Below are 22,160 nucleotides of genomic sequence, written 5' to 3'. Positions count from 1 at the left end.
CCCAGCCTAAGCCCCCGGATGTCCACGTTTTGTTGTGACGCAGCAATGTAAAGGTAAAGTAGCGAAATGACCGCCGCCGACAACCCTGCTTTCGTGCTCCCCGATGTCCTGGAACCGGGGCTCGCTCTGGTGTTCTGTGGCACCGCCGCGGGTACGCGGTCGGCACGGGAGCATGCCTATTACGCGCATCCGGGCAACATGTTCTGGCGCACGGTGCACGCGGTCGGTCTGACGCCGCGCCTGCTCGCACCGTCCGAATATCCGTCGATGCCGGGCTTCGGTATCGGCCTGACCGACCTGTCGAAATTTCACTTCGGCAACGACAACGAGCTGCCGCGGGAGGCTTTCGATATCGACGCGCTGCGTGCCAAGGTACTTCGCTTCGCTCCCCGCGTACTTGCCTTTACCAGCAAGCATGCCGGACGCCATGCACTCGGCAGGCAGGCGACCTACGGGCGACAGCCAACGAACATCGGCGACACCATGGTGTTCGTCTTGCCTTCGCCCTCCGGACAGGCCCGCCGCTCCTGGGACATCAGTCTGTGGCAGGAGCTGGCGGACGTCGTGCGTGCTCAGCCGCCCGGCGTCGACTTGTAAGCGCGCACGTCATTCGGCGACACCGAAGCCGCTTTGTTCGACCAGGCCTGGCGGATATAGGTCACCACCGCGGCGGCGTCATCGTCGCTGAGCTTCTGCGAGAATGGTGGCATCGAATACGGGCGTGGATTGTCGCGCGTCGCCGGAGCGAATCCACCGCTCAGCACCATGCGGATCGCATTGATACCCGTAGGTTCGGTCACCGAAGCGTTAAGGTCGAGCGGCGGGTACGCATCGCCCTTGCCATGACCGTCGACGCCATGACAGTCCGCGCATTGTTCGACGTAGACCTTCTGACCGGTGCGTGCGAGATCGCGAGCGTTGGCGGCCGACTCGCGTTGCGCGGGAGGATCGCGTTCCGGCAATGACCTGAGGTACGTCGCCATCGCGGCGAGGTCGTCGTCGGTCAGGTGCTGCGTACTCTGCAAAACCACCTCCGCCATGGGCCCGAACGCCGTACCTTTCGCCGAGCGTCCGGTCTTCAGCAGCGCGACCACATCGGCTTCGCTCCATCCCGCCAGCCCGCCGTTGGGGCCCATCGACAGATCCGGCGCGTACCAGTTCTGTACCGGAATGATGCCTCCGGCAAGATACGGCTCCGACACCATCGCGCCGAACGCGTTGCGGTTCGCGTGACACTCGTTGCAATGGCCAAGGCCCTGCACCAGATAAGCGCCGCGGTTCCACGCGGCGGACCGCTTCGGGTCATGGACGAACTCGCCTTCGTCGAAATACAGCAGCCGCCACGAAGCGATCAGCGACCGCATGCTGTAAGGCCAGCGCAATATCGGCTCGATGGAAGCGCGCTTCACCGGCGGCAGCGATTTCAGGTAAGCGAAGATGGCATCGGTGTCGGCACGCGTGACCTTCGTATACGACGTAAAGGGAAAGACGGGATACAACGAGCGGTCGTCGTGCCCTTTCCCGTTGTGCATCGCACGGTAGAAATCGTCCGCGCTCCACGCACCGAGGCCGGTGTCCCGGTCGGGCGTGAGGTTGGGTGCGGGGATCGCACCGAACGGCGTACCGATCACCCGTCCGCCTGAAAACGGCGCCCCGCCGCGCGTCGTGTGGCAAGAGGCGCAGTCACCGGCCAGGGTAAGGTAACGACCTCGTTCGATGATGTCGCTGGCCGGGGCGACGCCAGTCGCGAGGGCCAGGGCAAGAAAAGCGATGAGTCGGATCGTCAGCGTCATCGACTCAGCCTCCGAGCACGCCGCAGCGCATGGGTGGGGTCACACTTCCCGCCACCTCGGCATGCGCGTCCGCAGGGACCGGCCGGGTCGCCAGCCATGCCGACACCGCGCTGATATCGGCATCGCTGAGGCGACTGACGATCGTCGCCATGCAGTCGGGCGCGATGGTGTTGCGGGTATTCGTACGCCAGGAACCCAGCTGCGCGCTGATGTAGTCGTACGGCAGATTTACCAGCCCGGGAATATCGGGTTGCACGCCCGTGAGGTTGGCGCCGTGACACGCCATGCAGGCAGGCACGCCGCGCGCCGGGTCACCGCGCGTCACCAGCTCCTCCCCGCGTGCGGTCGCCTGGGGCGACATCGCGGGGGCCGGCTGCTTCGTATAAGGCACCTGCTGCGCGGCGAAGTAGTCGGCGATCTCGCGCATGTATTCGTCGCTCAGCGGAGCGACGGTGTACTCCATGATCGGGTAGTGACGCAGACCCTTCTGAAAATCCTGCATCTGCCGGTGCAGGTAGCCCGCCGGCTTGCCGGCGAGTCGTGGGTTGAAGCCGTTGTCGCCACCCTCCCCGTGCACTCCGTGGCAGCTCGTGCATGCCGCGATGCGTTGCAGCAGCGTGTCGGGTACGGTCGGCGCGTCCTCCGCCCCGACGGATATGGCGAAACAGGCGATAGCGGCAGCGGCGAACCGGCTGAGGAGACGACGCATGGGCACTCCCTGGCTGACGAGGCATCGGGCCAGTATAGCCACGCGCGACTTGGGGTAGATTGGCCTCAGCCATCACCGTGTCGCCAGGGGGAAAAGACATATGCAGCATGTAGGGATCAGGCCGGCCGCGCTCGCCGCGGCGCTCGTACTCAGTTCGAGCTGCGGTGCAGCCAAAGCGCGCGACGCCGGTGACGATGACGCCTTCGCCTCCATCGCGACCCTGCGGCAAGCCTATGCCACGGGTGCGTTGACGCCGGCGGGCATGACCCGACTCTTCCTCCATCGTATCGAGACGCTCGACAAGGCCGGGCCGTCGATCAACGCCGTGATCGAAGTCAATCCGGACGCACTGTCCATCGCCGGCAAGGCGCCGCGCAAAGGCTCGCTGGCGGGCATCCCGATCCTGCTGAAGGACAACATCGACACCGGCGACCGCATGCTCACCACGGCTGGCTCGCTGGCCCTGGCGACGAAGCCCGCGCCTCACGATTCCGCCGTGGCGGCGAAGCTGCGCAAGGCCGGTGCCGTGATCCTCGGCAAGACCAACCTCAGCGAATGGGCCAACATGCGCTCCAACCATGCGACCAGCGGATGGACCGGGCGCGGCGGCCTCACCCTCAACCCCTACGTCCTCGACCGCAACGCCTGCGGTTCCAGCGCGGGCTCAGGCGCCGCCGTCGCGGCAGGCCTCGCCACGGCGGCGATCGGCAGCGAGACCGACGGCTCGATCATCTGCCCTGCGTCGATGACGGGACTGGTCGGCATCAAGCCCACGGTAGGCCTCGTCAGCCGCACCGGCATCATCCCCATCTCCAGCAGCCAGGACACCGCGGGGCCGATGGCACGCAGCGTGGCCGACGCGGCGGCGGTGCTCGGCGCCATCGCCGGCAGTGACCCGCGCGACCCCGCCACAAAGGATGCGGACAAGCACGCCACCGACTACACGAAGTTCCTCGATCCGAATGCGCTGCGTGGCAAGCGCATCGGCGTGGTGCGTCAGCTGGCGGGTATCGAGCCGAACGCGGATCGCGCGCTGGAACACACCATCGCGCTACTCAAAGCACAAGGCGCGACGGTGGTCGACAACGTCGAGATCCCTCACCTGAAGGAACTGAGCGAACACGAGATCGACGTACTGCTTTATGAGTTCAAACACGGGATCGACGCATATCTCGCCAGCCGGCCTGATCAGCCGATGAAGAACCTCACCGACCTCATCGCGTTCAACAATCGCGAAGCCGCGAAGGAGATGCCGTGGTTCGGGCAGGAACTGTTCCTGCAGGCGCAGGACAAGGGCGACACCACCGATCCGAAGTACATCGAGATGCGCGATCGCAACCAGCGTCTCGCGGGTCCGGAAGGCATCGATGCGGCATTGGCAAAAGACCATCTCGACGCCCTGCTCGCGCCGAGCTGGGGCCCGGCGTTCGTCAACGATCTGGTGCTTGGCGACCATGTGGTCAGCGGCGATCCTACCGTTGGCGGGGTTTCCGCTCCCGCGGCCATCGCCGGGTATCCGTCGATCACCCTGCCGGTGGAGTTCGCGCACGAGCTACCCGTGGGGGTTGTCTTCTTCGGCACGAAATGGAGCGAGCCGACGTTGATCGGCATTGCTTACGGCGTCGAGCAAAAAGCCCAGGCCTACCAGCGCCCGAAGTTCCTGCCGACGGTACCGATCAAGTAAGCCAGCAACCCTGCCGATGCCATGGCTCTGGAGGGAGCCAACCTTGTCGGCGATGGGCCCTGTCGCAAGCACCCATCGCCAGCAGGGCTGGCTCCTGCCGGAAGCGGCAGACGTCCGTCGTCAGAGACGCATGCCCTCGAACGGGCTCCAGTTGTCCTGACCCTTCACCCGCTTCAGGTAGTAGGCGTAGTTGGCGACCAGCATGTAGAACACGTTGAAACCCGTGCCGACGCCGCGGTAGAAACCATCGGGTGCATTGAAGATCATCAGCGCGATGATGATGGCGACTTCGAGACCGAGGATCACCAGGGCCTTCTTCCAGAGACCCAGAATGAAGAAGTAGATCGGCCCGAAGAAGAACGCGAAGAAGTTACCGTTGACGATGAGCTTCTGTCTGAAGGGAAGCTTCTTCAGCTCCGCCTTGTACTGCGGAGAACTGGGACCGCCGAAACGCTCGAAGAAAGCGAAGCGCGTATTCCACTTCGCGTTGAGGCTCGGGTCGCTGACAAATTCGGCTTCCGCCATGATTTAACTCCTGCTGGGATGCCGCGCGGGATGCGCGATCGCGGGATGTTACGCACGTAACGGCGTTACGTAACGATGCAATCGCGGTTCCGGTGCGCACAAAAAAGAAAGCCCGCACAGGAGTGCGGGCTTATGGGCGGGTACCGACGTCGCCTTACGGCTTGTTGGCAAACTCGCGGACGATCGGGGCGAGCTTCGGATCTTCCATCGCCATGGCCAGCGTCGCGCGCACGAGGCCCGCCTTGTTACCGCAGTCGTAGCGATCGCCGAAGAAACGATAGGCGAGCACCTTGCCTTCGTCCTTGAGGTAATTGGCGATGGCGTCGGTCAGCTGGACTTCGTTACCTGCGCCCGGGCGCGTGTTCTTCAGGTAATCGAAGATCTGCGGCGGCAGCACGTAACGGCCGACCACGCCCAGCGTCGACGGAGCGTCTTCCGGCTTCGGCTTTTCGACCATCGTCTTGATGATGGTGGTGCGGTCGTTGACCTTCTCCAGCGCATCCACGATGCCGTACTTGTCGGTGTCGGTGGCAGGAACGTCTTCCACCGCGATGACGCCGGCCTTGTGTTCGAAAGCCGCCTCGGCCATCTGGCGAAGCGCACCCTTGCCACGCGACCAGATCAGATCGTCCGGCAGCACCACGCCGAAGTACTCATCACCGACGACAGCCTGGGCACGCGCGACGGCGTCGCCCAGACCCAGAGCTTCGGGCTGGGTCACAAAGACGCAGCGCACGTGACGCGGAAGAATGCCGCGAAGGATTTCCAGCAGCTCATCCTTGTGCTTTTCGGCCAGCTTCTCTTCCAGCTCGTAAGCCTTGTCGAAGTAGTCCGCGATGGCGTGCTTGTAACGGTTGGTGACGAACACCAGCGTGTCGGCACCGGCGTCCACGGCCTCGTCCACGGCGTACTGGATCAACGGCCGATCGAGCACCGGCAGCATTTCCTTCGCCACCACCTTGGTCGCCGGGAGGAAGCGCGTACCGAGGCCAGCGACGGGAAATACGACCTTGCGCAGGGGTTGGGTCATGCGATGTCTCCACTTTCGTTGCGGCGTAGCGGCAGCACGTTGTCGCTCTGCGGCTCGCTCCAGCGGAACGAAGGCAACAGCTGCGACACGCACCGACGCAGGGTTTCTTCATCGAACGCCGCCACGGCCTCTTCGGCCCTGGCCAGCTGAACCTGAAGCATTTCCCACGAGACCTGGCGATGCTGCGCCTGAAAAATCTTCGCGTGGGTCGTGCTCGTATAATTCTCCAACGGGTGAAACAATTCTTCGAACAGCTTCTCACCCGAGCGAAGACCCGTATAAACAATCTGTATGTCAGAGCCGGGACGCTTGCCTGCCAGACGGATCATCTGTTCAGCCAGATCGCGGATCTTCACCGGGTCACCCATGTCGAGCGCGAAGATCTCGCCACCCTTGCCGAGGGTCGCCGCCTGAAGAATCAGCTGGCAGGCCTCGGGAATGGTCATGAAGTAGCGCGAGATCTCCGGGTGGGTGATCGTCACCGGACCGCCCTGGCGAATCTGCCGGCGGAACAATGGGACCACCGAACCGGCGGAATCCAGAACATTACCGAAGCGAACCGTAATGAAACGTGTAGAGGTATGCGCCGCGAGGTTCTGGCACCAGATTTCCGCCATGCGTTTGCAGGCGCCCATCACCGACGTCGGATTGACCGCCTTGTCGGTGGAGATCAGCACGAACGATGCGGCACCACAGCGCACGGCGGCGTCGGCTACCACGCGGGTGCCGAGCACGTTGTTGCGGAACGCCTCGCGCAGCTGACCCTGCAACATGGGCACGTGCTTGTAGGCGGACGCGTGGAAGACGATCTGCGGCTGCGTCTCCTGGAACAGGCGATTGATCGCCGTGGCATCGCGGGCATCGGCCAGCACGCCGTTGAAGATCAGTTCCGGGTAGGCCGAGGTCAGCTCCTGACCAATCCGATAAAGATTGTATTCGGACATCTCGACCACGGTCAGTGAGGCGGCGCCCAGGCGCGCGACCTGACGGCAAAGCTCCGAACCGATCGATCCGCCACCGCCGGTGACCAGCACACGACCGCCGCTGATGTTCTCGCGGATGGCCGTCCAGTCGAGTTCCACGGCGTCGCGGCCGAGAAGATCCTCGATGGCGACTTCCTTGATCTCGTTGAACTGGGCACGACCGGCGACGACGTCCTCGAGGCGGGGCACCGTACGGAATGGCAGGCCCGTGCTTTCGCAGAAGGCGACGATGCGACGCATCTGCGCGGTCGTGGCGCCCGGTACCGCGATCAGCAGCATCTGGACCGCGACGGCCTTCGACAATTCGGCCAGCTGGTCGACGGTGCCCAGCACGGGAATGCCGCCGATCTGCGCGCCGCGCAGGGCCAGGTTGTCGTCGACGAAGCCGATGACGCTGTAGCGGCTGTCGCGACGCAGGTCGCGAGACAGCGCCTCACCCGCACGATCGGCACCGACGATAAGCACACGCTTGGTCGGCGCCGACTGGAACAGGTCGATACGGCTGTCCTTCCAGAAGCGGTAGCTGAGGCGTGGGACGCCAAGCAGCACCACCAGCACGACCGGATAGACGAGCAGGACCGAGCGTGGCACGCCGTCGAGGCGCGCGTACATGACCATGGCCAGGCCGATGATCAGGGCGCCGATGACGGTCGCGCGGATGATGTTCCAGAGATCGGGCAGACTGGCGAAGCGCCAGACACCTTTATAAAGGCCTGTCCAGTTGAACACCGCACCCTGCACCAGCAACACGATGGGGAATTCCATCGGCAGGTACGAGACCGGTGCCAGATCCGGCATCAGCGCATAGCGCAGCGTTTTTGCAATCCACCAGGCGAGCGCCGCCATGGCCAGGTCGTGCGCGACGACCGCCGTACGTGGATGAATGATGCCGATGAACTTACGCAGAAACATGTCGCTCCCTTCGACGCAAGCCGTAACGCTTGCCAGTACGCCAGACCGCTGCCCCCAACACGTATGTCGCCCCGAAACACACGGGCGCCACCGCCGGGTAGCGGAACGCGATCCATGCGACGGGAACGCAGACGAGAACGTTCCATGCGAGGTAGCCCAGGGCTACCCTTCGATGTGACGAACCCCGCCTCACGAACCACTGGTAAAGGTGTTCGCGGTGCGGAGTGTACCAGCGCGCACCGCGCAGCATTCGCACGAGCAGCGTCAAAGTCGCGTCGATGACGAAGGCCGACGAGAAGATCAGCGCCGGCCACAGCAAGTTCGTGCGCCAGGCCCAGAGCATGGCCGACAGGGCGAACACCATGAGGCCGAGGGTGGCGCTGCCGACGTCCCCCATGAAAATACGGGCCGGCGACCGGTTGAACCACCAGAAACCCAGCGAAGCCGCGGCCATGGCCAACCCCGCACCGGCAATGGCCGGGCTACCCGCCGACCAGGCAAGGGCGGCGGAGGCGGCACCGAAGAAGACGGCCTGCTGCGCGGCCAGACCGTCGATGCCGTCCATGAAATTGTGCAGGTTGACGCACCAGACGCCCGCCAGCAGCAGGGGAAGCGCCCACCACAGGCTTGCCGTGGACGATGCCACGGCCACGCACAGCAGCAGGGTCGCCGCCAGCTGAATCAACAGGCGCGGCTTGATCGGCAGTGAACCGTGATCGTCCAGCCAGCCAATGCCGGCGATGGCGATCGTCGCCACGGAAAAGGCGCCAACCGTCGCAGCCCCTGGCGAGACAGGCAACAAAAGCAGTCCTGCCGGCATGCCCGCCAGAGCGCCGAGCACGATGCCGATGCCGCCCCCGCGAGGGGTCGGGATGCTGTGCGAGCGCCGGCGCCCCGGCTCGTCGAGCATGCCGCGTCGATGGGCATAGGCAATCGTGGCGCGGACCGAAGCGAAGGAGACGACGAACGCGGCCAGGACACAGGCGACGAGAGTCGGACCGATACTGAGGACGGGCGTCATTCGTTGGCGACGCCATGGATGGGCCGGACCGTACCCCAGCTCTTGCAGCTCGGGCACTGCCAGTGATGGGCCTTGGCGCCGAAGCCGCAGCGGCTGCAGCGATACATCGCCTGCCCCTCGAGCAGCTTGCGGGTGAGGTCGCGCAGGATAAGATAGTTCTCGCGGGCCTCGCCGGAGACCTTGTCCATGGTCGCGTCGATCAGCGCCATCAGGCCACGCACCGACGGACGCTTGCGCAGCTGCCCGGTCAGGAAGTCGATGGCCGTCCGTTCGCCGTCCCTGCCCTCGTACAAACGGGTGAGAGCCAGCACCGGTGAGATACCGTGATAGCGCTCCATGATCTCGCGCAGAAAGGTCTCGGCGCGGTCCATCTGCTGGGAACGCGCGTAGCAGTTGAGCAGCGGCGGCAGAATCTCGGGAACGAACGCGATGTCGGCGGCGATGGCGGCCTCGTAGGAGCCGATGGCACCCGGAAGATCGTCGTCTTCCGACGAGAGACGACCCGCGATCATGTGTGCCCGTACGCAGTCTTGCTGGCAGGCGAACGCTTCGCGGATGTACTCGCGGGCTTCGGTACGGGCGCCATGCTGTCGCGACTGTTCGGCCAGCTCGCAGTAGAACTGCGCGATCATCGCCGACTCATCTTCGCTCGTCATGGTTTCGAGCCGACGCGCGTGGTCGATGGCCTTATGCCATTCGCGCTCGTGCTGATAGATCGCGATCAGATGCCGGAGGGCCGAGGGTGCCAGCGCATCCATCGCGACCAGATCGGAAAACAGGGTCTCAGCGCGATCCAGCAAGCCCGCCCGCATGTAGTCCTCACCCAGCTCGAGCAAGGCCACCGTCTTCATTTCGTCCGAAAGACCCTGCCGGGATACCAGGTGCTGGTGGAGACGAATCGCCCGATCCACCTCGCCGCGCTTGCGGAACAGGTTACCCAGCGCGAGATGGGTCTCGACCGTGTCCCGGTTGTATTCCGCCAGACGCAGGAACACTTCCAGCGCCTTGTCCTGCTCCTCGTTGAGAAGGTAGTTCAGGCCCCGGAAGTAATCGGAGGAAAGCTCATTGACTCGCTCGCCGGAGCGTCGCGTATGAGTACGCCGGGCAAACCACCAGCCGCTGGCGAAGGCCAGGGGTGGAACGAGCGCCAGCAACCAGATCGGATTCATGCGGTCGTCGCGCTGCCTACCTTGCGTTCCTTGCGCTCGCGACGGCGCAGGCGCCGATGGGCGAACGACGTGCCGAGCCAGGCGGTGAGTCCGCCCAGAATCCAGCCCACGAGCACGGCGGCGAGGATCGTGCCGCCCTTGGGCAGGGAGCCTCTGGCGAAGCCGAAATCGAAGGTCACGAGATCGGCGTTCAGCGCACCGAACACGACGCCCACGGCGACGAAAAGCAATAGGAAAAGTATGACAAGAAGGCGCATTCCCGGACTGTACCCGAATCGTGAACGCGATGGTGCGGCGCGGTTGGCCTTTCATACAGGTTGGCCAGACGGGAATGTCGTGCCCGATGGATGCCAGGCGGCAAGACGGAGGTCACCCCGCCCCGCGACCAAAAAAAACGCCGCGTCAGAGCGCGGCGTTGGTTTCCTCGACGAGGTTTACGCGTTCGCGCAACTCCTTGCCAGGTTTGAAATGTGGCACGTGCTTACCCGGTAGGGCAACCGCTTCGCCGGTCTTGGGGTTACGCCCCATGCGTGGCGGACGGAAGTGCAGCGCAAAGCTGCCGAAGCCGCGGATCTCGATGCGCTCCCCCGTGGACAGGGCATGGCTCATCTGTTCGAGCACGCTCTTGACGGCGAGTTCCACGTCGCTGAACGCAAGGTGGGTCTGGCGCCGCGCCAGCGCCTCGATCAGTTCCGACTTTGTCATGGGTCCCCTGGTTCCTGTCAAGCAAACAGCGAGGGGCGGCGAACCGCCCCTCGCCCGACGGTTAGTCGGCCTTGTTCATCTGCTCTTTGAGGAGAGCGCCGAGCTTGGTCGTACCACCGGCAGCCGAAGCGTAATCGGCCATGGCGTCAGCCACGTCCTCTTCGTCCTTCGCACGGATCGACAGCTGGAGCTGACGGCCCTTGCGATCCATACCGGTGAACTTCGCCTCGACGGCATCGCCGACCTTCAGGTGCGTCGTGGCATCTTCCACGCGCTCCTTGGCGATGTCGTTGGCGCGGATATAGCCTTCGACGCCTTCACCGAGGTCGATGACCGCACCCTTCGCGTCCACTTCCTTCACGGTGCCATTCAGAATGGTGCCGCGCGGATTCGTGGCCATGAACTGACCGAACGGATCCTGCTCCATCTGCTTGATGCCGAGGGAGATGCGCTCACGTTCCGGATCGACCGCCAGAACCACGGCTTCGACTTCGTCGCCCTTCTTGAAGTTGCGAACGAGGTCTTCACCCGAAGCCTGCCACGAGATGTCGGACAGGTGGACGAGACCGTCGATGCCGCCTTCCAGACCGATGAAGATACCGAAATCGGTGATCGACTTGATCTGACCGGAAACCTTGTCGCCCTTCTTGTGCATGGCGGCGAAGGCTTCCCACGGGTTCGAGCGGGTCTGCTTGATACCGAGGGAGATACGACGACGCTCTTCATCCACGTCGAGGACCATGACTTCCGTCTCGTCACCGACCTGCACGACCTTGGCCGGGTTGACGTTCTTGTTGGTCCAGTCCATTTCGGAGACGTGCACCAGGCCTTCGACGCCCGGCTCGATCTCGACGAAGCAGCCGTAATCGGTGACGTTGGAGACCTTGCCAAACAGACGGCTGCCGACCGGGTAACGGCGGGCGATGGCGACCCACGGATCGTCGCCGAGCTGCTTGAGGCCGAGCGAAACGCGGTTGCGCTCGCGGTCGTACTTGAGGACGCGGACGTCCAGCTCGTCGCCGACGTTGACCACTTCCGACGGGTGACGCACGCGCTTCCACGCCATGTCGGTGATGTGCAGCAGGCCATCGATGCCGCCGAGGTCGACGAATGCGCCGTAATCGGTGAGGTTCTTGACCACACCCTTGACGACAGCACCTTCGGTCAGACGCTCAAGGAGCTTCTCGCGCTCTTCCGAGAACTCGGTCTCGACAACCGCGCGGCGGCTGACGACGACGTTGTTACGCTTGCGGTCGAGCTTGATGATCTTGAACTCGAGGTCCTTGCCCTCGAGGTAAACCGGGTCACGGACCGGACGCACATCGACCAGCGAGCCCGGCAGGAATGCGCGGACGTCCTTGATGTCGACCGTGAAGCCGCCCTTGACCTTGCCGGAGATCTTGCCGGTGATGGTCTCTTCCTTGTCGAACGCCTGCTCGAGGTCGTCCCACACCATCGAACGCTTGGCCTTCTCACGGGAGAGCTTGGTCTCGCCGAAGCCGTCCTCGAGCGCATCGAGCGCGACCTTGACTTCGTCGCCCACTTCCACTTCGAGCGCGCCGTTCTCGTCCTTGAACTGCTCGATGGGGACGATGCCTTCGCTTTTCAGGCCGGCGTTGATCACCACCACGTCGTTGCGGATTTCCACAACGATACCCGTGACGATGGAGCCGGGCTTCAGCTTCGAAATGGCCTGCTGGCTCTGTTCAAACAGTTCGGCAAAACTTTCAGTCATGTTGATTCCAGGGTTATGAAAGGTCGTACCCGGCGCCTGCGTAACATCAATGAACGCGTGCGGACAGGGGACCCACCGGTTGTGGGCGCAATAAGAGGGCCGTTATGGGGCCGCTCCGCGCCGTTGCCAATATCCCGCGCACACTGCGCGGGGGTCGTGCCGGATGCGCCCTTACGGACGCACCACGGCGAATACTCTTTCCACCACCACGTCGATCGGCATGCCGGTGGTATCGATCACCACGGCGCCCTCGGCGGGCTTCAACGGGGCCACGAGCCGCGACGCGTCACGCTCGTCGCGAGCCTCGATCTCTCGTTGAAGGACGGCAAGTGTAACGCTCAGCCCCTTATCCTTCAACTGCTTATAGCGCCTTTTCGCGCGCTCGGCGGCACTGGCCGTGAGGAAGAACTTATGCGCCGCATCCGGGAAAATCACCGTCCCCATATCCCGGCCGTCGGCGACCAGCCCCGGGGCCTTGCGGAAGCCGTGCTGCATGTCCACCAGGGCCTGGCGGACGCTGGGGATCACCGCGATGGCCGAGGCCGCGGCCCCGGCCGTCTCGGTCCGCAGCTCGTCCGTGGCGTTGTGGCCGTTGACCAGAATGTAGGTCTCATCGCCACTGGGACTGGGTTTGAAGCGGATCTTCACGGTCTGAGCGCAGCGGGTCACCGCGTCGACATCGGACAGATCGATGCCCTCCTCGCCCGCCGCGTAGCCCACCGCCCGGTAGAGGGCGCCGGAGTCCAGCAGGTGCCAGCCGAGTTTCTCCGCCACCAGGCGGCTGATGGTGCCCTTGCCCGAGCCCGAGGGCCCATCGATGGTCAGGACAGGGGCAGCAGCCGATGGGGCCATGGGGAAACCTCGTTCGCGAAACGAGCATGATATCGCGTCGACGCCCGGCAGTCGGCGCATGGACGCGACCGCCCTTGCGTGCTACAAGCGCCCGAACGATCGACCAGGCGCCCTTCCATGTCCGACGACCTCCAGAGCCAGTTCGAGCAGGCTTACCTGGACATCACCCGTCTGGGGCGCCGACCGGACAATGACACGCTGCTGCGGATCTACGCCCTCTATAAACAGGGCTCCGAGGGCGACGCCGTCGGGCCGAAGCCGGGTTTCTTCGATTTTGTGGGCACAGCCAAGTACGAGGCATGGGTGAAGCTGACGGGGATGCCACAGGCACAGGCGCAAGAGGAATACGTCGCACTGGTCAGGTCGTTAGGGGCCGAGGGGACGGGCTGATGGCGGTCTCAGGGGGCCCCGGGCCGCCCTGACGAGGGAAGTTCCCACCGAACCGGCGTTCACCGGATAGCGCGGTTCGGCGGGGCACGCCGGTGACTGCTATGAAGCGCGCTGCGCGAGCCACGCCGCAACCGGCAATTCGCCGAACAGACTGGCTACCTCGATCGCCCCGCCGTCGACCCGTCCTTCTCCGAAAACACTCATCCAGCGCCCATCAGGAAGCGTCAGCGACGTCCCCTCCCAGTGATTGGCGCCGATCACTGGCGCGTCGCTGCCGGCAATCCACTCCGCCGTGTGCCGGGCGACGGCGATGAACAGCCGCTGCCCGCGATGCTCCCGGACGAACGCAAGGACATGCTCCGAGGCAGGGCCTTCCGCCGCCAGAGCGCGATAGCTGCCCCGGGCAAACAGCTCCGGGTGCTCGCGGCGCGTCGCCAGGAGGCGGGCGATGACCGCCTGCTTGATCGCGCCGTCGCGCCAGTGCGTCAACGCCTCGAAGGGAGTCTCCGCCAGTTCAAGGGATGAGGCGCGCGCGAGGAAATCGACCGGTCGCCGGTTGTCGGGATCGACCAGACTGAAGTCCCAGTAATCCGTACCCTGGTAAAGGTCGGGTACGCCGGGCGTCGTCAGTCGCAGGACGGTCTGGGCCAAACCATTCGCCGCGCCAGGCGTGGCGATGTAATTGGCGAAAGCCGCGAACTCCGCCGCGACATCGCTGGACAAGATCGCCCGCAGGAAGTCTTCGCAGGCATCTTCGTAAGGCTCGTTGGGCGACGTCCAGCGCGTCCAGCGCTTGGCCTCACGCAGTGCCTTGCGCTGCCAGGCGGCGATACGCGAGGCGAACCGTTCGACGCCGTCGGTATCGTCGGGCGACAGGTGCAGAGGCCAGGCGCCTACGAGCATCTGATACAGCATCAGCTCATCGCCCGCCGAAGGCGCCATGCGCCCATCCGCCCGTTGCCGGAAGTCCGCGTGGCGAACACGCCAGCGCTCCGCGGTGACGACCCAGCGTTCGCTTACTTCGGACAGTACCGCCAGCCGGGCGCGCAGGTCTTCGCCACGTTTGTGGTCGTGCGTCGCCGTCGCCAGCAAGTTGTGCGGCAAGGTATCGGCACGCATCGCACAGCGCGCATGGAAGTCTTCGATCGACATGGCCATGCGCCCGGCGTCGACACCCACCTCGTTACGCGAGAGCAGCCGACCGTAGCGGTAGCCGGCGGTGTCTTCGACGGCCTTGGCGGCCACCGGCGATGTCGCCTGCTGGAACACCGCGATGGCGCGCTCGCGTGCCCGGCGTACAGGGCCCGGTGGCAGCGATCGGGGCGCTACGCCGCCAAGCCACGACGACACCAGTTGCAGCAGGTCGCTGTCTTCGAGCCGCAGGGTCCGTGAAGCGCCTTCAACCGCTCGGGCGAAGAAGACCTCGTCGATGGCGTCCCGCCCCGCGCCACCCGCATACGTGCGGTAGACGGGGAAGTGCACCAGCAGCTCGACGATCACCCGGCGTACCGCGGCCAGCGACACGTCGCGCGTGGCGACGTTGGCGCGGGCGGCCGTGAACAGCGCTCGTGCGGTGCGATCGAGCTCGGATTCGAAGCTGTCGACCAGAATCTGCCGGCGTGCCCGCACCGCCTGTGTGCCGAAGTCCGCCGACTCACCGGTGAGCTTGCGCCACAGTTCGGTCAGTGGCGCTTCGCCGCGCTGGCAGTGCAGGACGGCCGAGACCTGGTCCATGAACTCGTAGCCCGTGGTGCCGTCGGTGCGCCAGTCCAGCCGGAGATCTTCGTCTTCGGCCAGGATCTTCTCGACGACGAGATAAGCGGCGTCATGCGGCGCGGAGGGCGGCCGTTGCGTACGCAGCGTTTCCAGCCGATGGCGCAACTGCCGGCAGTAGCGACGCGGATCGGCGAGGCCATCCACATGGTCGCAGCGCACGCCATCGATCAGCCCTTCGGCGTAAAGCCGGAAAATCGTTTTGTGCGTATCCTCGAACACCGCCGTTCGCTCGATGCGAAGACCCGCCAGTTCGTTGATGTCGAAGAAACGACGGTAGTTGACCATGTCGCTGGCCAGCTTCCAGAACGCAAGCCGGTAATGCTGCTTTTCGATCAGAGCATGCAGCTTCGCCCTGCCCGTCTCCGTCGATGGGTCGTGCTCGTCGACCGCGTCATCGCCCAGTCCGGCAACGGAGGCTGGCGACAGCGGAAGACGATCGTCGTAGATGCCCAACATCCAGGTATCGCCGCGACGGCGCAGGCGCAGATGCCCCGACTGCAAGGTTTCCTCGTAACCGGCACCGAGGATCGGCAAGAGCACGCGACCGCGAATCAGCGGATCCGGCGCGGTCCATTCGATATCGAAGTAACCCGCGTAACGGCTCTCACGCCCGTTCCGCAGCACGTCCATCCACCAGGCGTTCCCGGTGCCGACGCCCATGTGGTTCGGCACGATGTCGACCACGAGACCCATGCCGTGCTCGCGCAGGGCGGCGACCAGACGGCGCAACGCGTCCTCACCGCCGATCTCTGGGTTGACTTCGTGGCAGTCGACCACGTCGTAGCCATGCGTCGAACCCGCACGCGCCTTAAGGATCGGCGACGCGTAGAGGTGACTCGCACCCAGCCGGGCGTAATAGCCGACGACGCCGACCGCGTCGTCCAGAGTGAAGCCCGCATGGAACTGCAGGCGAGCCAGCGCGCGCGGCGGGCTCATGTCCGGTTCCGGGTTTTGTCGATCGCCGCGCAGACCGCGTTGGCAATCGGGCCATCGAACAGGCGGGTGGACGAGTCGGGCATGCGCCGCCGCCAGTTCGGATGAATGGCATCGGTGGGGCCCGGAAGATTCGGCTGCTCATGCAGGCCGAGGATGTCCTCCACGGGGAAGATCGCCAGCGGTGCGGGCGCCTGAGACACGTGGCGCGCCGCCGCGACCACGACAGGAGAAATATCGTCCGTCGCGGGTGGCGCATCCTCGTTCCAGGCCGAGCCCGACGCGCACATCGCACGCCACAGCGCCGCGCGTTCCTTCTCACGCTGCGCCGCTTCGTCGACAGCGGGATCGTCCAGGCCGGTGCGCTTACGCCATTCGACATCGCGCCCGCTCCACCATCCCGCCACGGTCGAGACATCGTGGGTGCTCGTCGTCGCCATGGCATTGTCCGACCATTCGCGTGGCGACACGAAACCGCCGTCCGATGCACGCTCGAACCACAGCACGCGAATACCGAGCACGCCTTTATCAGCGATGGCATGGCGGAAGTCGGCGGGTACGGTGCCCAGATCCTCGCCGATGACGATGGCGCGGTGCAGATGCGACTCGAGTGCGATCAGCCGCAGCATGTCGGTGAGCGGATAGCGCAGATAGGCCCCCTCGGTGGCGCCGGCGCCGTGCGGGACCAGCCACAGGCGTTTCAGGCCGAGCACGTGATCGATGCGGACACCGCCCGAGTGCGCGAGCGCCGCACGCAACATGCCGATGAAGCCACGGAAACCGGTTTCGCGCAGGCCACGCGGGGAGAACGTCGTCAGACCCCAGTCCTGTCCCAGCCGGTTCAGCGCGTCCGGTGGTGCCCCCACCGACAGGCCGCGCAGCATCTCCGCCTGATGCGCCCACGCATGGCTGCCACCCGAGTCCGCCCCCACGGCGAGGTCGGCGACGAGGCCGATCGCCATGCCCGCGTCACGCGCCGCTTTCTGCGCACCTTCGAGCCCTTGCGCGGCCAGCCACTGCAGCCAGGCGTGAAAGGCCACTTCGCGACCATGCTCGCGCACGAACGAAGCGACCTCGTTGCCGGCCGGGTCGTGGAATTCCGCGGGCCAGCCCTGCCAGCCGCCGGGCCGGCCATGTGCGGTGAAATGCCCATGCAGCGCCTCGAAACGTGCGTGCCGCTCGAGAGGCTCGCCCTGCTCCCGCCTGAAAGCGCTGAAACGCTCCGAGTGGGCAAGATCCACCGACGCCCATTCGAACAACGACCGCAGAATGGTCATACGCGCACGGGCCGCGCGCGGCCAGTCGATCAGCTCGAGCCATTCGAGTTCGGCCAGTTCCTGACGCAGGTTGTGCGTGTCGATCACCGCGCGAACGGTCTGCTCACCACTGGTTTTCACCGGGTCGACATACAGACCGTTGAGAAAAAGGCGGCTCGACGGCGCGTAGGGGCTGTAACGCTCGGGAGCGGCGGCGAACAATGCATGCAACGGGCTGATCGCGAGCGCATCCGCGCCTTTTTCCGCCGCGGCGCGGGCACAAAGCTCAAGCGCCGTGAAATCGCCGAAGCCGCCATCGCCGGGGCGACGGAGCGCGGACATCTGCACGGCCATGCCCCAGGGTCGGCGCGTACCGGCGACGTCGCCGACGCCAAAGGTTCGCGGCGGTGCGATCGCCAGCGTCACCTCGTCGTCGTCGAGCATCAACGTGTAATAGCCGGGTGTCGAGGGCGCCGCAATGCCAGCCTCGCCCGACGGCAACGCGCCCTCGGCCACCTGGCCGCCTTCGCTGTCCAGCAGCTTCCACACGCGACCGCGCGGTACGGGCGGAATGGCTACCTGTGCGCCCGCATCGGCGGTAATCATGCGCGGCGGTCGTCGGCCGCTGCGCTCCTGCTCGAGCAGATGCAGGCTCGAGGAAACATCATCGGCGTTGTCCGCAGGCAGGCCGATCGCGCGAAGCACGGCACGAAGCGTGCTGGCCGGCGTGGTCTGCGGGCGGTCCAGCGCGTCGCGCCAGTCGACATCGATGCCAGCCTGTTCGGCAAGCAAAGCGAGACGATCGTCGAGGGGGGCGTTCACGGCTCAGGACTCCAGGCAGGCGACGGTACGGCGAGCGGGAAGCAGGCCGCGCGAAACGGAAGCGATATCCGCGGCATCGCCATGGAGCCATGCCGCGGACGCCGATGGTGGCCGCTGGATCGTGACGTCGGCGTCGCCGAGGTTGACGTACAAGGTAAGCGTCGCCGGTCCCAGTTTCCATGCGGCGGTAAAGGCGCGGTCGCCGACTGCCTCCGCTCCCGCCGCCCTGGCATCGCCTATGTGCGGAGCGACGTGCTTGTGCCGCTGGGCGATCAGTTCGCGAACCAGTTGCCGGCGCGCTTCACCCGCTCCTTCCTCACGGCTGGGAATGGACGCGGTGAATGTGTCGTAGTCGTTCGGATCGGGAATCTCCTCGCCGCCGAAGCTCGTGAATGCCTCGAACTCGCGACGCCGACCGTCGCGCACCGCCTTGCGAAGGTCCTCATCCTGGAAATCGGTGAAGAAGAGAAACGGCGTGCGGCTGGCCCACTCCTCTCCCATGAACAGCATGGGGACGAAAGGCGCAAGCAGCAGGAGGGCCAGCGCGGCCTCCATCGTCTCGGCGTCAATCAGCGTCGTCAGGCGGTCGCCGAACGCACGGTTGCCCACCTGATCGTGATTCTGCAGGAAGTTGACGAAGCGCGACGGCGGCAGATGGGCGCTCGATTCGCCGCGACGCTTGCCGCCCATCGGCTCGCCCTGAAAAACGAAACCCTCCTGCAGGCTGCGCAGAAGCTTGGGCATCGCCGCTTCGTAGTGCGCGTAATAACCCTCGGCCTCACCCGTCAGCAGCACGTGCAGGGCATTGTGAAAGTCGTCGTTCCATTGCGCATCGAAGCGTCCCCTGCCGAGAAGGCTGGCCTGGTTCGCCTCGTTCTCCAGAATCAGGTGCACATGACGGTCCGGTCCCATGGCGCCGTGCACGCGCGCCGCGAGCGAGCCCAGCCAACCGGGATTGCCTATCGCGTGCACCGCGTCGAAGCGCAAGCCGTCGAAGCGGAATTCCTCGAGCCAGTAAAGCGCATTGTGCACGAAGAAGTCGCCGACCTGCGGCGTGGACACGCCGATCGCCGCGCCCCAGGGAGTATGTACGGAGCCATCGAAAAACGGTGATGCGTAGGCGCCCAGATAATTGCCGTCGGGACCGAAATGGTTGTAGACGACATCGAGAAACACCATCAGGCCGAGGCCGTGCGCTGTGTCGATCAGCGACTTGAGGTCTTCGGGTGAGCCGAACGCGTCCGTCGGGGCATACGGGAGGACGCCGTCGTATCCCCAGTTCCGCTCACCGGGGAATTCGGCGACCGGCATGAGCTCCACGGCCGTGATGCCCAGCGAGGCGAGATGCGGCAGCACCATTTCCACACCGTGATAGCCGCCCAGCGCACCGACATGCAATTCGTAGATCACGGTGTCCTGCCAGGGACGCCCCTGCCAGGCGCCGTTCCGCCACTCGAAGGCCTGCGGATCGGTCACCACACTGAAGCCGTGCACATCGCCGCCTCGCTGCCGGCGCGACGCGGGGTCGGGTACCGCTGTGCCATCCGGCAGACGAAAGCGGTAGCCCGATCCAATCTCCGCGGGGCAGATGCATTCGAACCAGCCATCGTCCAGCGCGCGCATCGTCGACGTGTGCCCGGTATCGCACTCGATCGACACGCTGTCGACATCGGGTGCCCACAGACGAAAGCGCGCCTTGCCCTCGCCCAACGGCTTCACGCCATAAGGCATGGCATGTACGTAACGCGCGCTCACGCGGGTTCGGTCCGCACTGTCGCTGCCAGCAACAGGACGCTCCGTCCCTCCACTTCGATCGTCGGCTCGGTCCACGGTAGCTCCGGCGCCAGGGGCGCGGCAGTGTTGCAACGCAGGCGCCAGTTGGCGGCGGGCTGCGGAAGGTGGAAGACATGCGTCTCAGGCGTGGCATTGATCAGAATCAGCGTCACGTCGGCTCGTTTCTCTCCGTACGCCTGGGCGCGCCGCAGGGCCAGCAGGCGCCCTTCGGTATAACCCCAGGTCTCCAGTGTCATTTCGGCACCGCTCTCGTCGAACCACACCACCTCGCGCATGCCGGGCGCGACCTCCTTGTCGCCCCGCAGGAAGTGCGCGGCCCGCAAGGTGGGATGTTGTTCGCGCAGGCGTATCAGGCGGGAAACGAATTCGGACAACTCGCGACCCGGATCCGAGCTGGCCAGCTTCCAGTCGTACCAGGACAACTCGTTGTCCTGGCAATAGGCATTGTTGTTGCCGCTCTGCGTGCGACCGAACTCGTCGCCACCGAGCAGCATCGGCGTGCCGTGCGAGAAGAACATCGTCGCCAGCATCGCGCGCTTCTGCCGGTCGCGCTGGGCGCGGATGGCGGGATCGTCGCTCGGCCCTTCGACACCGTGGTTGTAGCTTTCGTTGTCGTTGCCACCGTCACGGTTTTCTTCGCCGTTGGCATCGTTGTGCTTGTCGTTGTAACTGACCAGGTCTTCCAGCGTGAAACCGTCGTGCGCCGTGATGAAATTGACCGATGCCCACGGCTTGCGCTTCTGGTGGTCGAAGAGCTCGCCGGACGCCTGAAGCCGACCCGCAAGCGCACCGCGCATGTTCGAGTCGCCTTTCCAGAACTTCCGGATATCGTCACGGAACTTGCCGTTCCACTCGGCAAATCCCGGCGGATGATTGCCCAGCTGGTAACCGCCTGGACCGATGTCCCACGGCTCTGAAATAAGTTTGACGTTGGCCAGCACCGGATCCTGCCGCATGGCATCGAACAGGCCGCAACAGGGGTCGAACCCATGTTCTTCGCGTCCCAGACTGACGCCGAGATCGAAGCGGAAGCCGTCCACATGAAAGGTCTGGACCCAGTAGCGCAGTGAATCCATCACCATCTGCAGCACGCGCGGGTGTGCCGTATTGACCGTATTGCCGGTACCGGTGTCGTTGATGCAGTAACGCGGGTTGTCCGCCATCAGACGGTAGTAGCTCTTGTTGTCCAGGCCCCGGAAGGACATGGTGGTGCCCAGTTCGCTGCCCTCGCAGGTGTGGTTGTAGACCACATCCAGGATCACTTCGATGCCCGCCGCATGCAGCGCCTGCACCGCGGCACGGATCTCGTTGAGCGCACCCTCGGCAAGATACGCCGGTTCCGGAGCGAAGAACGACAGCGTGTTGTAACCCCAGTAATTGCGCAGCTTCATCTCGGCGAGACGCCGGTCCTGGAGAAACGCATGCACGGGCAGCAGTTCGACGGCCGTGATCCCCAGCTTGACCAGATAGTCGATGACGTAAGGATCGGCCAGCGCGATGAAGGTGCCGCGCTCGTGCGGCCGGATACGCTTGAGCGTTCGCGTTATCCCCTTGAGATGGGTCTCGTAAATGACCGTCTCATTCCAGGGGGTATGCGGACGGTTGTTCTGCGTCCAGTGCATCGGTTCGTCGACCACGACCGCCTTGGGCATCGCCGCGGCGCTGTCGCGACGATCGAACGAAAGGTCCGCACGTGGCGAGGACACACGGTAGCCGTGAAGCGCATCGGACCAGCGAACCTGTCCGTGGAGCAGACGGGCGTAAGGATCCAGCAATAGCTTGTTCGGATTGAACCGGTGTCCCTCTTCCGGCTCGTACGGCCCATAAGCCCGGAAACCGTAAAGCGTCCCGCCACGTACACGTGGCAGGTAGCCATGAAACACCTCATCGGTGCATTCGGGGAGGTCGTATCGCGCGATCTCGCGTTTACCGGACGGATCGAAGAGACACAGTTCGATGCGCTCCGCATGGGCGGAGAACACCGCGAAATTCGTTCCCATGCCGTCGCAGGTGGCGCCAAGGGGATGCGGCGTACCGGACTGCATGCGCTCGGGAAGTGCGGGCATCGGAT

General features: G+C 64.9%; 18 protein-coding genes. 3 read left to right on the top strand and 15 right to left on the bottom strand.

Going from position 1 to position 22,160, the window contains the following annotated elements:
• Positions 1-66 precede the first annotated feature (66 nt).
• Complete coding sequence (locus FA87_RS07320; RefSeq protein WP_036113951.1) at positions 67-597, top strand: mismatch-specific DNA-glycosylase; 531 nt, start codon at positions 67-69, stop codon at positions 595-597.
• Here the strand turns inward: FA87_RS07320 and FA87_RS07315 are convergent.
• Together FA87_RS07315 and FA87_RS07310 are read right to left on the bottom strand one after the other, a co-directional pair.
• Positions 573-1,793: a cytochrome c gene (locus FA87_RS07315; RefSeq protein ID WP_051943735.1), complete on the bottom strand. Its 1,221-nt coding sequence runs from the start codon at positions 1,791-1,793 to the stop codon at positions 573-575. The two genes, FA87_RS07320 and FA87_RS07315, sit on opposite strands and share 25 nt — an antisense overlap.
• A 4-nt stretch (positions 1,794-1,797) precedes the next feature.
• Positions 1,798-2,502 carry a c-type cytochrome gene (locus FA87_RS07310; protein ID WP_036113959.1) on the bottom strand — a complete coding sequence of 235 codons (705 nt, stop codon included), beginning with the start codon at positions 2,500-2,502 and terminating at the stop codon, positions 1,798-1,800.
• 100 nt (positions 2,503-2,602) lie between these two features.
• On the opposite strand from FA87_RS07310, the gene FA87_RS07305 reads away from it, so the two are divergent.
• Entirely contained in the window at positions 2,603-4,186 is a 1,584-nt protein-coding gene (locus tag FA87_RS07305; protein ID WP_043693447.1) for an amidase, read from the top strand.
• Positions 4,187-4,306: 120 nt separating this feature from the next.
• Here FA87_RS07305 and FA87_RS07300 read toward each other — a convergent pair whose 3' ends face one another.
• The 9 genes from FA87_RS07300 to cmk all read right to left on the bottom strand — a co-directional run bounded on the left by FA87_RS07300 (position 4,307) and on the right by cmk (position 13,118).
• Positions 4,307-4,711, bottom strand: a complete 405-nt coding sequence (locus FA87_RS07300; RefSeq protein WP_036113966.1) for a DUF2628 domain-containing protein — start codon at positions 4,709-4,711, stop codon at positions 4,307-4,309.
• A 154-nt stretch (positions 4,712-4,865) separates the two neighbouring features.
• Positions 4,866-5,741, bottom strand: coding sequence for a UTP--glucose-1-phosphate uridylyltransferase (locus FA87_RS07295; RefSeq protein ID WP_036113970.1), 876 nt, complete (start codon positions 5,739-5,741; stop codon positions 4,866-4,868).
• Positions 5,738-7,636 (bottom strand): nucleoside-diphosphate sugar epimerase/dehydratase, encoded by a 1,899-nt coding sequence (locus tag FA87_RS07290; protein WP_036113973.1) that lies wholly within the window; start codon positions 7,634-7,636, stop codon positions 5,738-5,740. The genes FA87_RS07295 and FA87_RS07290 overlap by 4 nt, the downstream gene beginning before the upstream one ends.
• On the bottom strand, positions 7,623-8,657 hold the full coding sequence (locus FA87_RS07285) for a glycosyltransferase family 4 protein (protein ID WP_052191200.1): 1,035 nt from the start codon (positions 8,655-8,657) through the stop codon (positions 7,623-7,625). The genes FA87_RS07290 and FA87_RS07285 overlap by 14 nt, the downstream gene beginning before the upstream one ends.
• Entirely contained in the window at positions 8,654-9,826 is a 1,173-nt protein-coding gene (gene lapB / locus FA87_RS07280) for a lipopolysaccharide assembly protein LapB (protein WP_036113976.1), read from the bottom strand. Before lapB ends, FA87_RS07285 begins: the two co-directional genes overlap by 4 nt.
• Complete coding sequence (locus FA87_RS07275) at positions 9,823-10,083, bottom strand: lipopolysaccharide assembly protein LapA domain-containing protein (protein WP_043693444.1); 261 nt, start codon at positions 10,081-10,083, stop codon at positions 9,823-9,825. The genes lapB and FA87_RS07275 overlap by 4 nt, the downstream gene beginning before the upstream one ends.
• A gap of 145 nt (positions 10,084-10,228) precedes the next feature.
• Positions 10,229-10,531 carry an integration host factor subunit beta gene (locus FA87_RS07270; RefSeq protein WP_036113981.1) on the bottom strand — a complete coding sequence of 101 codons (303 nt, stop codon included), beginning with the start codon at positions 10,529-10,531 and terminating at the stop codon, positions 10,229-10,231.
• Between the two features lie 61 nt (positions 10,532-10,592).
• Positions 10,593-12,266 (bottom strand): 30S ribosomal protein S1, encoded by a 1,674-nt coding sequence (gene rpsA / locus FA87_RS07265; RefSeq protein ID WP_036113984.1) that lies wholly within the window; start codon positions 12,264-12,266, stop codon positions 10,593-10,595.
• 171 nt (positions 12,267-12,437) lie between these two features.
• Positions 12,438-13,118, bottom strand: coding sequence for a (d)CMP kinase (gene cmk / locus FA87_RS07260; protein WP_079521488.1), 681 nt, complete (start codon positions 13,116-13,118; stop codon positions 12,438-12,440).
• 117 nt (positions 13,119-13,235) lie between these two features.
• Between cmk and FA87_RS07255 the strand changes: the two genes are divergently transcribed.
• Positions 13,236-13,508: an acyl-CoA-binding protein gene (locus tag FA87_RS07255; protein WP_036117804.1), complete on the top strand. Its 273-nt coding sequence runs from the start codon at positions 13,236-13,238 to the stop codon at positions 13,506-13,508.
• Positions 13,509-13,607: 99 nt separating this feature from the next.
• Here the strand turns inward: FA87_RS07255 and treY are convergent, their stop codons facing one another.
• Genes treY through glgX form a run of 4 tightly spaced genes read right to left on the bottom strand, consistent with a single transcriptional unit; the run spans position 13,608 to position 22,155 of the window.
• The gene (gene treY, locus FA87_RS07250) at positions 13,608-16,220 is read right to left on the bottom strand and encodes a malto-oligosyltrehalose synthase (RefSeq protein ID WP_043693441.1); all 2,613 of its coding nucleotides are present in this window, start codon (positions 16,218-16,220) and stop codon (positions 13,608-13,610) included.
• Positions 16,217-18,295, bottom strand: coding sequence for a 4-alpha-glucanotransferase (malQ, locus tag FA87_RS07245; RefSeq protein WP_081996504.1), 2,079 nt, complete (start codon positions 18,293-18,295; stop codon positions 16,217-16,219). Before malQ ends, treY begins: the two co-directional genes overlap by 4 nt.
• Before the next feature lie 3 nt (positions 18,296-18,298).
• Positions 18,299-20,050 carry a malto-oligosyltrehalose trehalohydrolase gene (treZ, locus tag FA87_RS07240; RefSeq protein ID WP_197062383.1) on the bottom strand — a complete coding sequence of 584 codons (1,752 nt, stop codon included), beginning with the start codon at positions 20,048-20,050 and terminating at the stop codon, positions 18,299-18,301.
• A complete protein-coding gene (gene glgX, locus FA87_RS07235; protein WP_036113989.1) occupies positions 20,047-22,155 on the bottom strand; it encodes a glycogen debranching protein GlgX in 2,109 nt (702 codons plus the stop codon). Before glgX ends, treZ begins: the two co-directional genes overlap by 4 nt.
• Positions 22,156-22,160: the final 5 nt, after the last annotated feature.

It is taken from the genome of Luteibacter sp. 9133 (genome assembly GCF_000800155.1).
Taxonomy (GTDB): Bacteria; Pseudomonadota; Gammaproteobacteria; order Xanthomonadales; family Rhodanobacteraceae; genus Luteibacter; species Luteibacter mycovicinus.
Note: the sequence above shows the minus strand (reverse complement) of the source record. Positions and strands in the feature narration are given on the sequence as shown.

What these genes read in the sequence shown, in the direction of transcription:
- FA87_RS07300 (WP_036113966.1), bottom strand. Translation starts at nt 4,711, where the DNA reads ATGGCGGAAGCCGAATTTGTCAGCGACCCGAGCCTCAACGCGAAGTGG.
- FA87_RS07320 (WP_036113951.1), top strand. Translation starts at nt 67, where the DNA reads ATGACCGCCGCCGACAACCCTGCTTTCGTGCTCCCCGATGTCCTGGAA.
- FA87_RS07275 (WP_043693444.1), bottom strand. Translation starts at nt 10,083, where the DNA reads ATGCGCCTTCTTGTCATACTTTTCCTATTGCTTTTCGTCGCCGTGGGC.
- FA87_RS07255 (WP_036117804.1), top strand. Translation starts at nt 13,236, where the DNA reads ATGTCCGACGACCTCCAGAGCCAGTTCGAGCAGGCTTACCTGGACATC.
- FA87_RS07305 (WP_043693447.1), top strand. Translation starts at nt 2,603, where the DNA reads ATGCAGCATGTAGGGATCAGGCCGGCCGCGCTCGCCGCGGCGCTCGTA.
- FA87_RS07295 (WP_036113970.1), bottom strand. Translation starts at nt 5,741, where the DNA reads ATGACCCAACCCCTGCGCAAGGTCGTATTTCCCGTCGCTGGCCTCGGT.
- FA87_RS07290 (WP_036113973.1), bottom strand. Translation starts at nt 7,636, where the DNA reads ATGTTTCTGCGTAAGTTCATCGGCATCATTCATCCACGTACGGCGGTC.
- FA87_RS07310 (WP_036113959.1), bottom strand. Translation starts at nt 2,502, where the DNA reads ATGCGTCGTCTCCTCAGCCGGTTCGCCGCTGCCGCTATCGCCTGTTTC.
- cmk (WP_079521488.1), bottom strand. Translation starts at nt 13,118, where the DNA reads ATGGCCCCATCGGCTGCTGCCCCTGTCCTGACCATCGATGGGCCCTCG.
- rpsA (WP_036113984.1), bottom strand. Translation starts at nt 12,266, where the DNA reads ATGACTGAAAGTTTTGCCGAACTGTTTGAACAGAGCCAGCAGGCCATT.
- FA87_RS07270 (WP_036113981.1), bottom strand. Translation starts at nt 10,531, where the DNA reads ATGACAAAGTCGGAACTGATCGAGGCGCTGGCGCGGCGCCAGACCCAC.
- FA87_RS07315 (WP_051943735.1), bottom strand. Translation starts at nt 1,793, where the DNA reads ATGACGCTGACGATCCGACTCATCGCTTTTCTTGCCCTGGCCCTCGCG.
- FA87_RS07285 (WP_052191200.1), bottom strand. Translation starts at nt 8,657, where the DNA reads ATGACGCCCGTCCTCAGTATCGGTCCGACTCTCGTCGCCTGTGTCCTG.
- lapB (WP_036113976.1), bottom strand. Translation starts at nt 9,826, where the DNA reads ATGAATCCGATCTGGTTGCTGGCGCTCGTTCCACCCCTGGCCTTCGCC.
- glgX (WP_036113989.1), bottom strand. Translation starts at nt 22,155, where the DNA reads ATGCCCGCACTTCCCGAGCGCATGCAGTCCGGTACGCCGCATCCCCTT.
- treY (WP_043693441.1), bottom strand. Translation starts at nt 16,220, where the DNA reads ATGAGCCCGCCGCGCGCGCTGGCTCGCCTGCAGTTCCATGCGGGCTTC.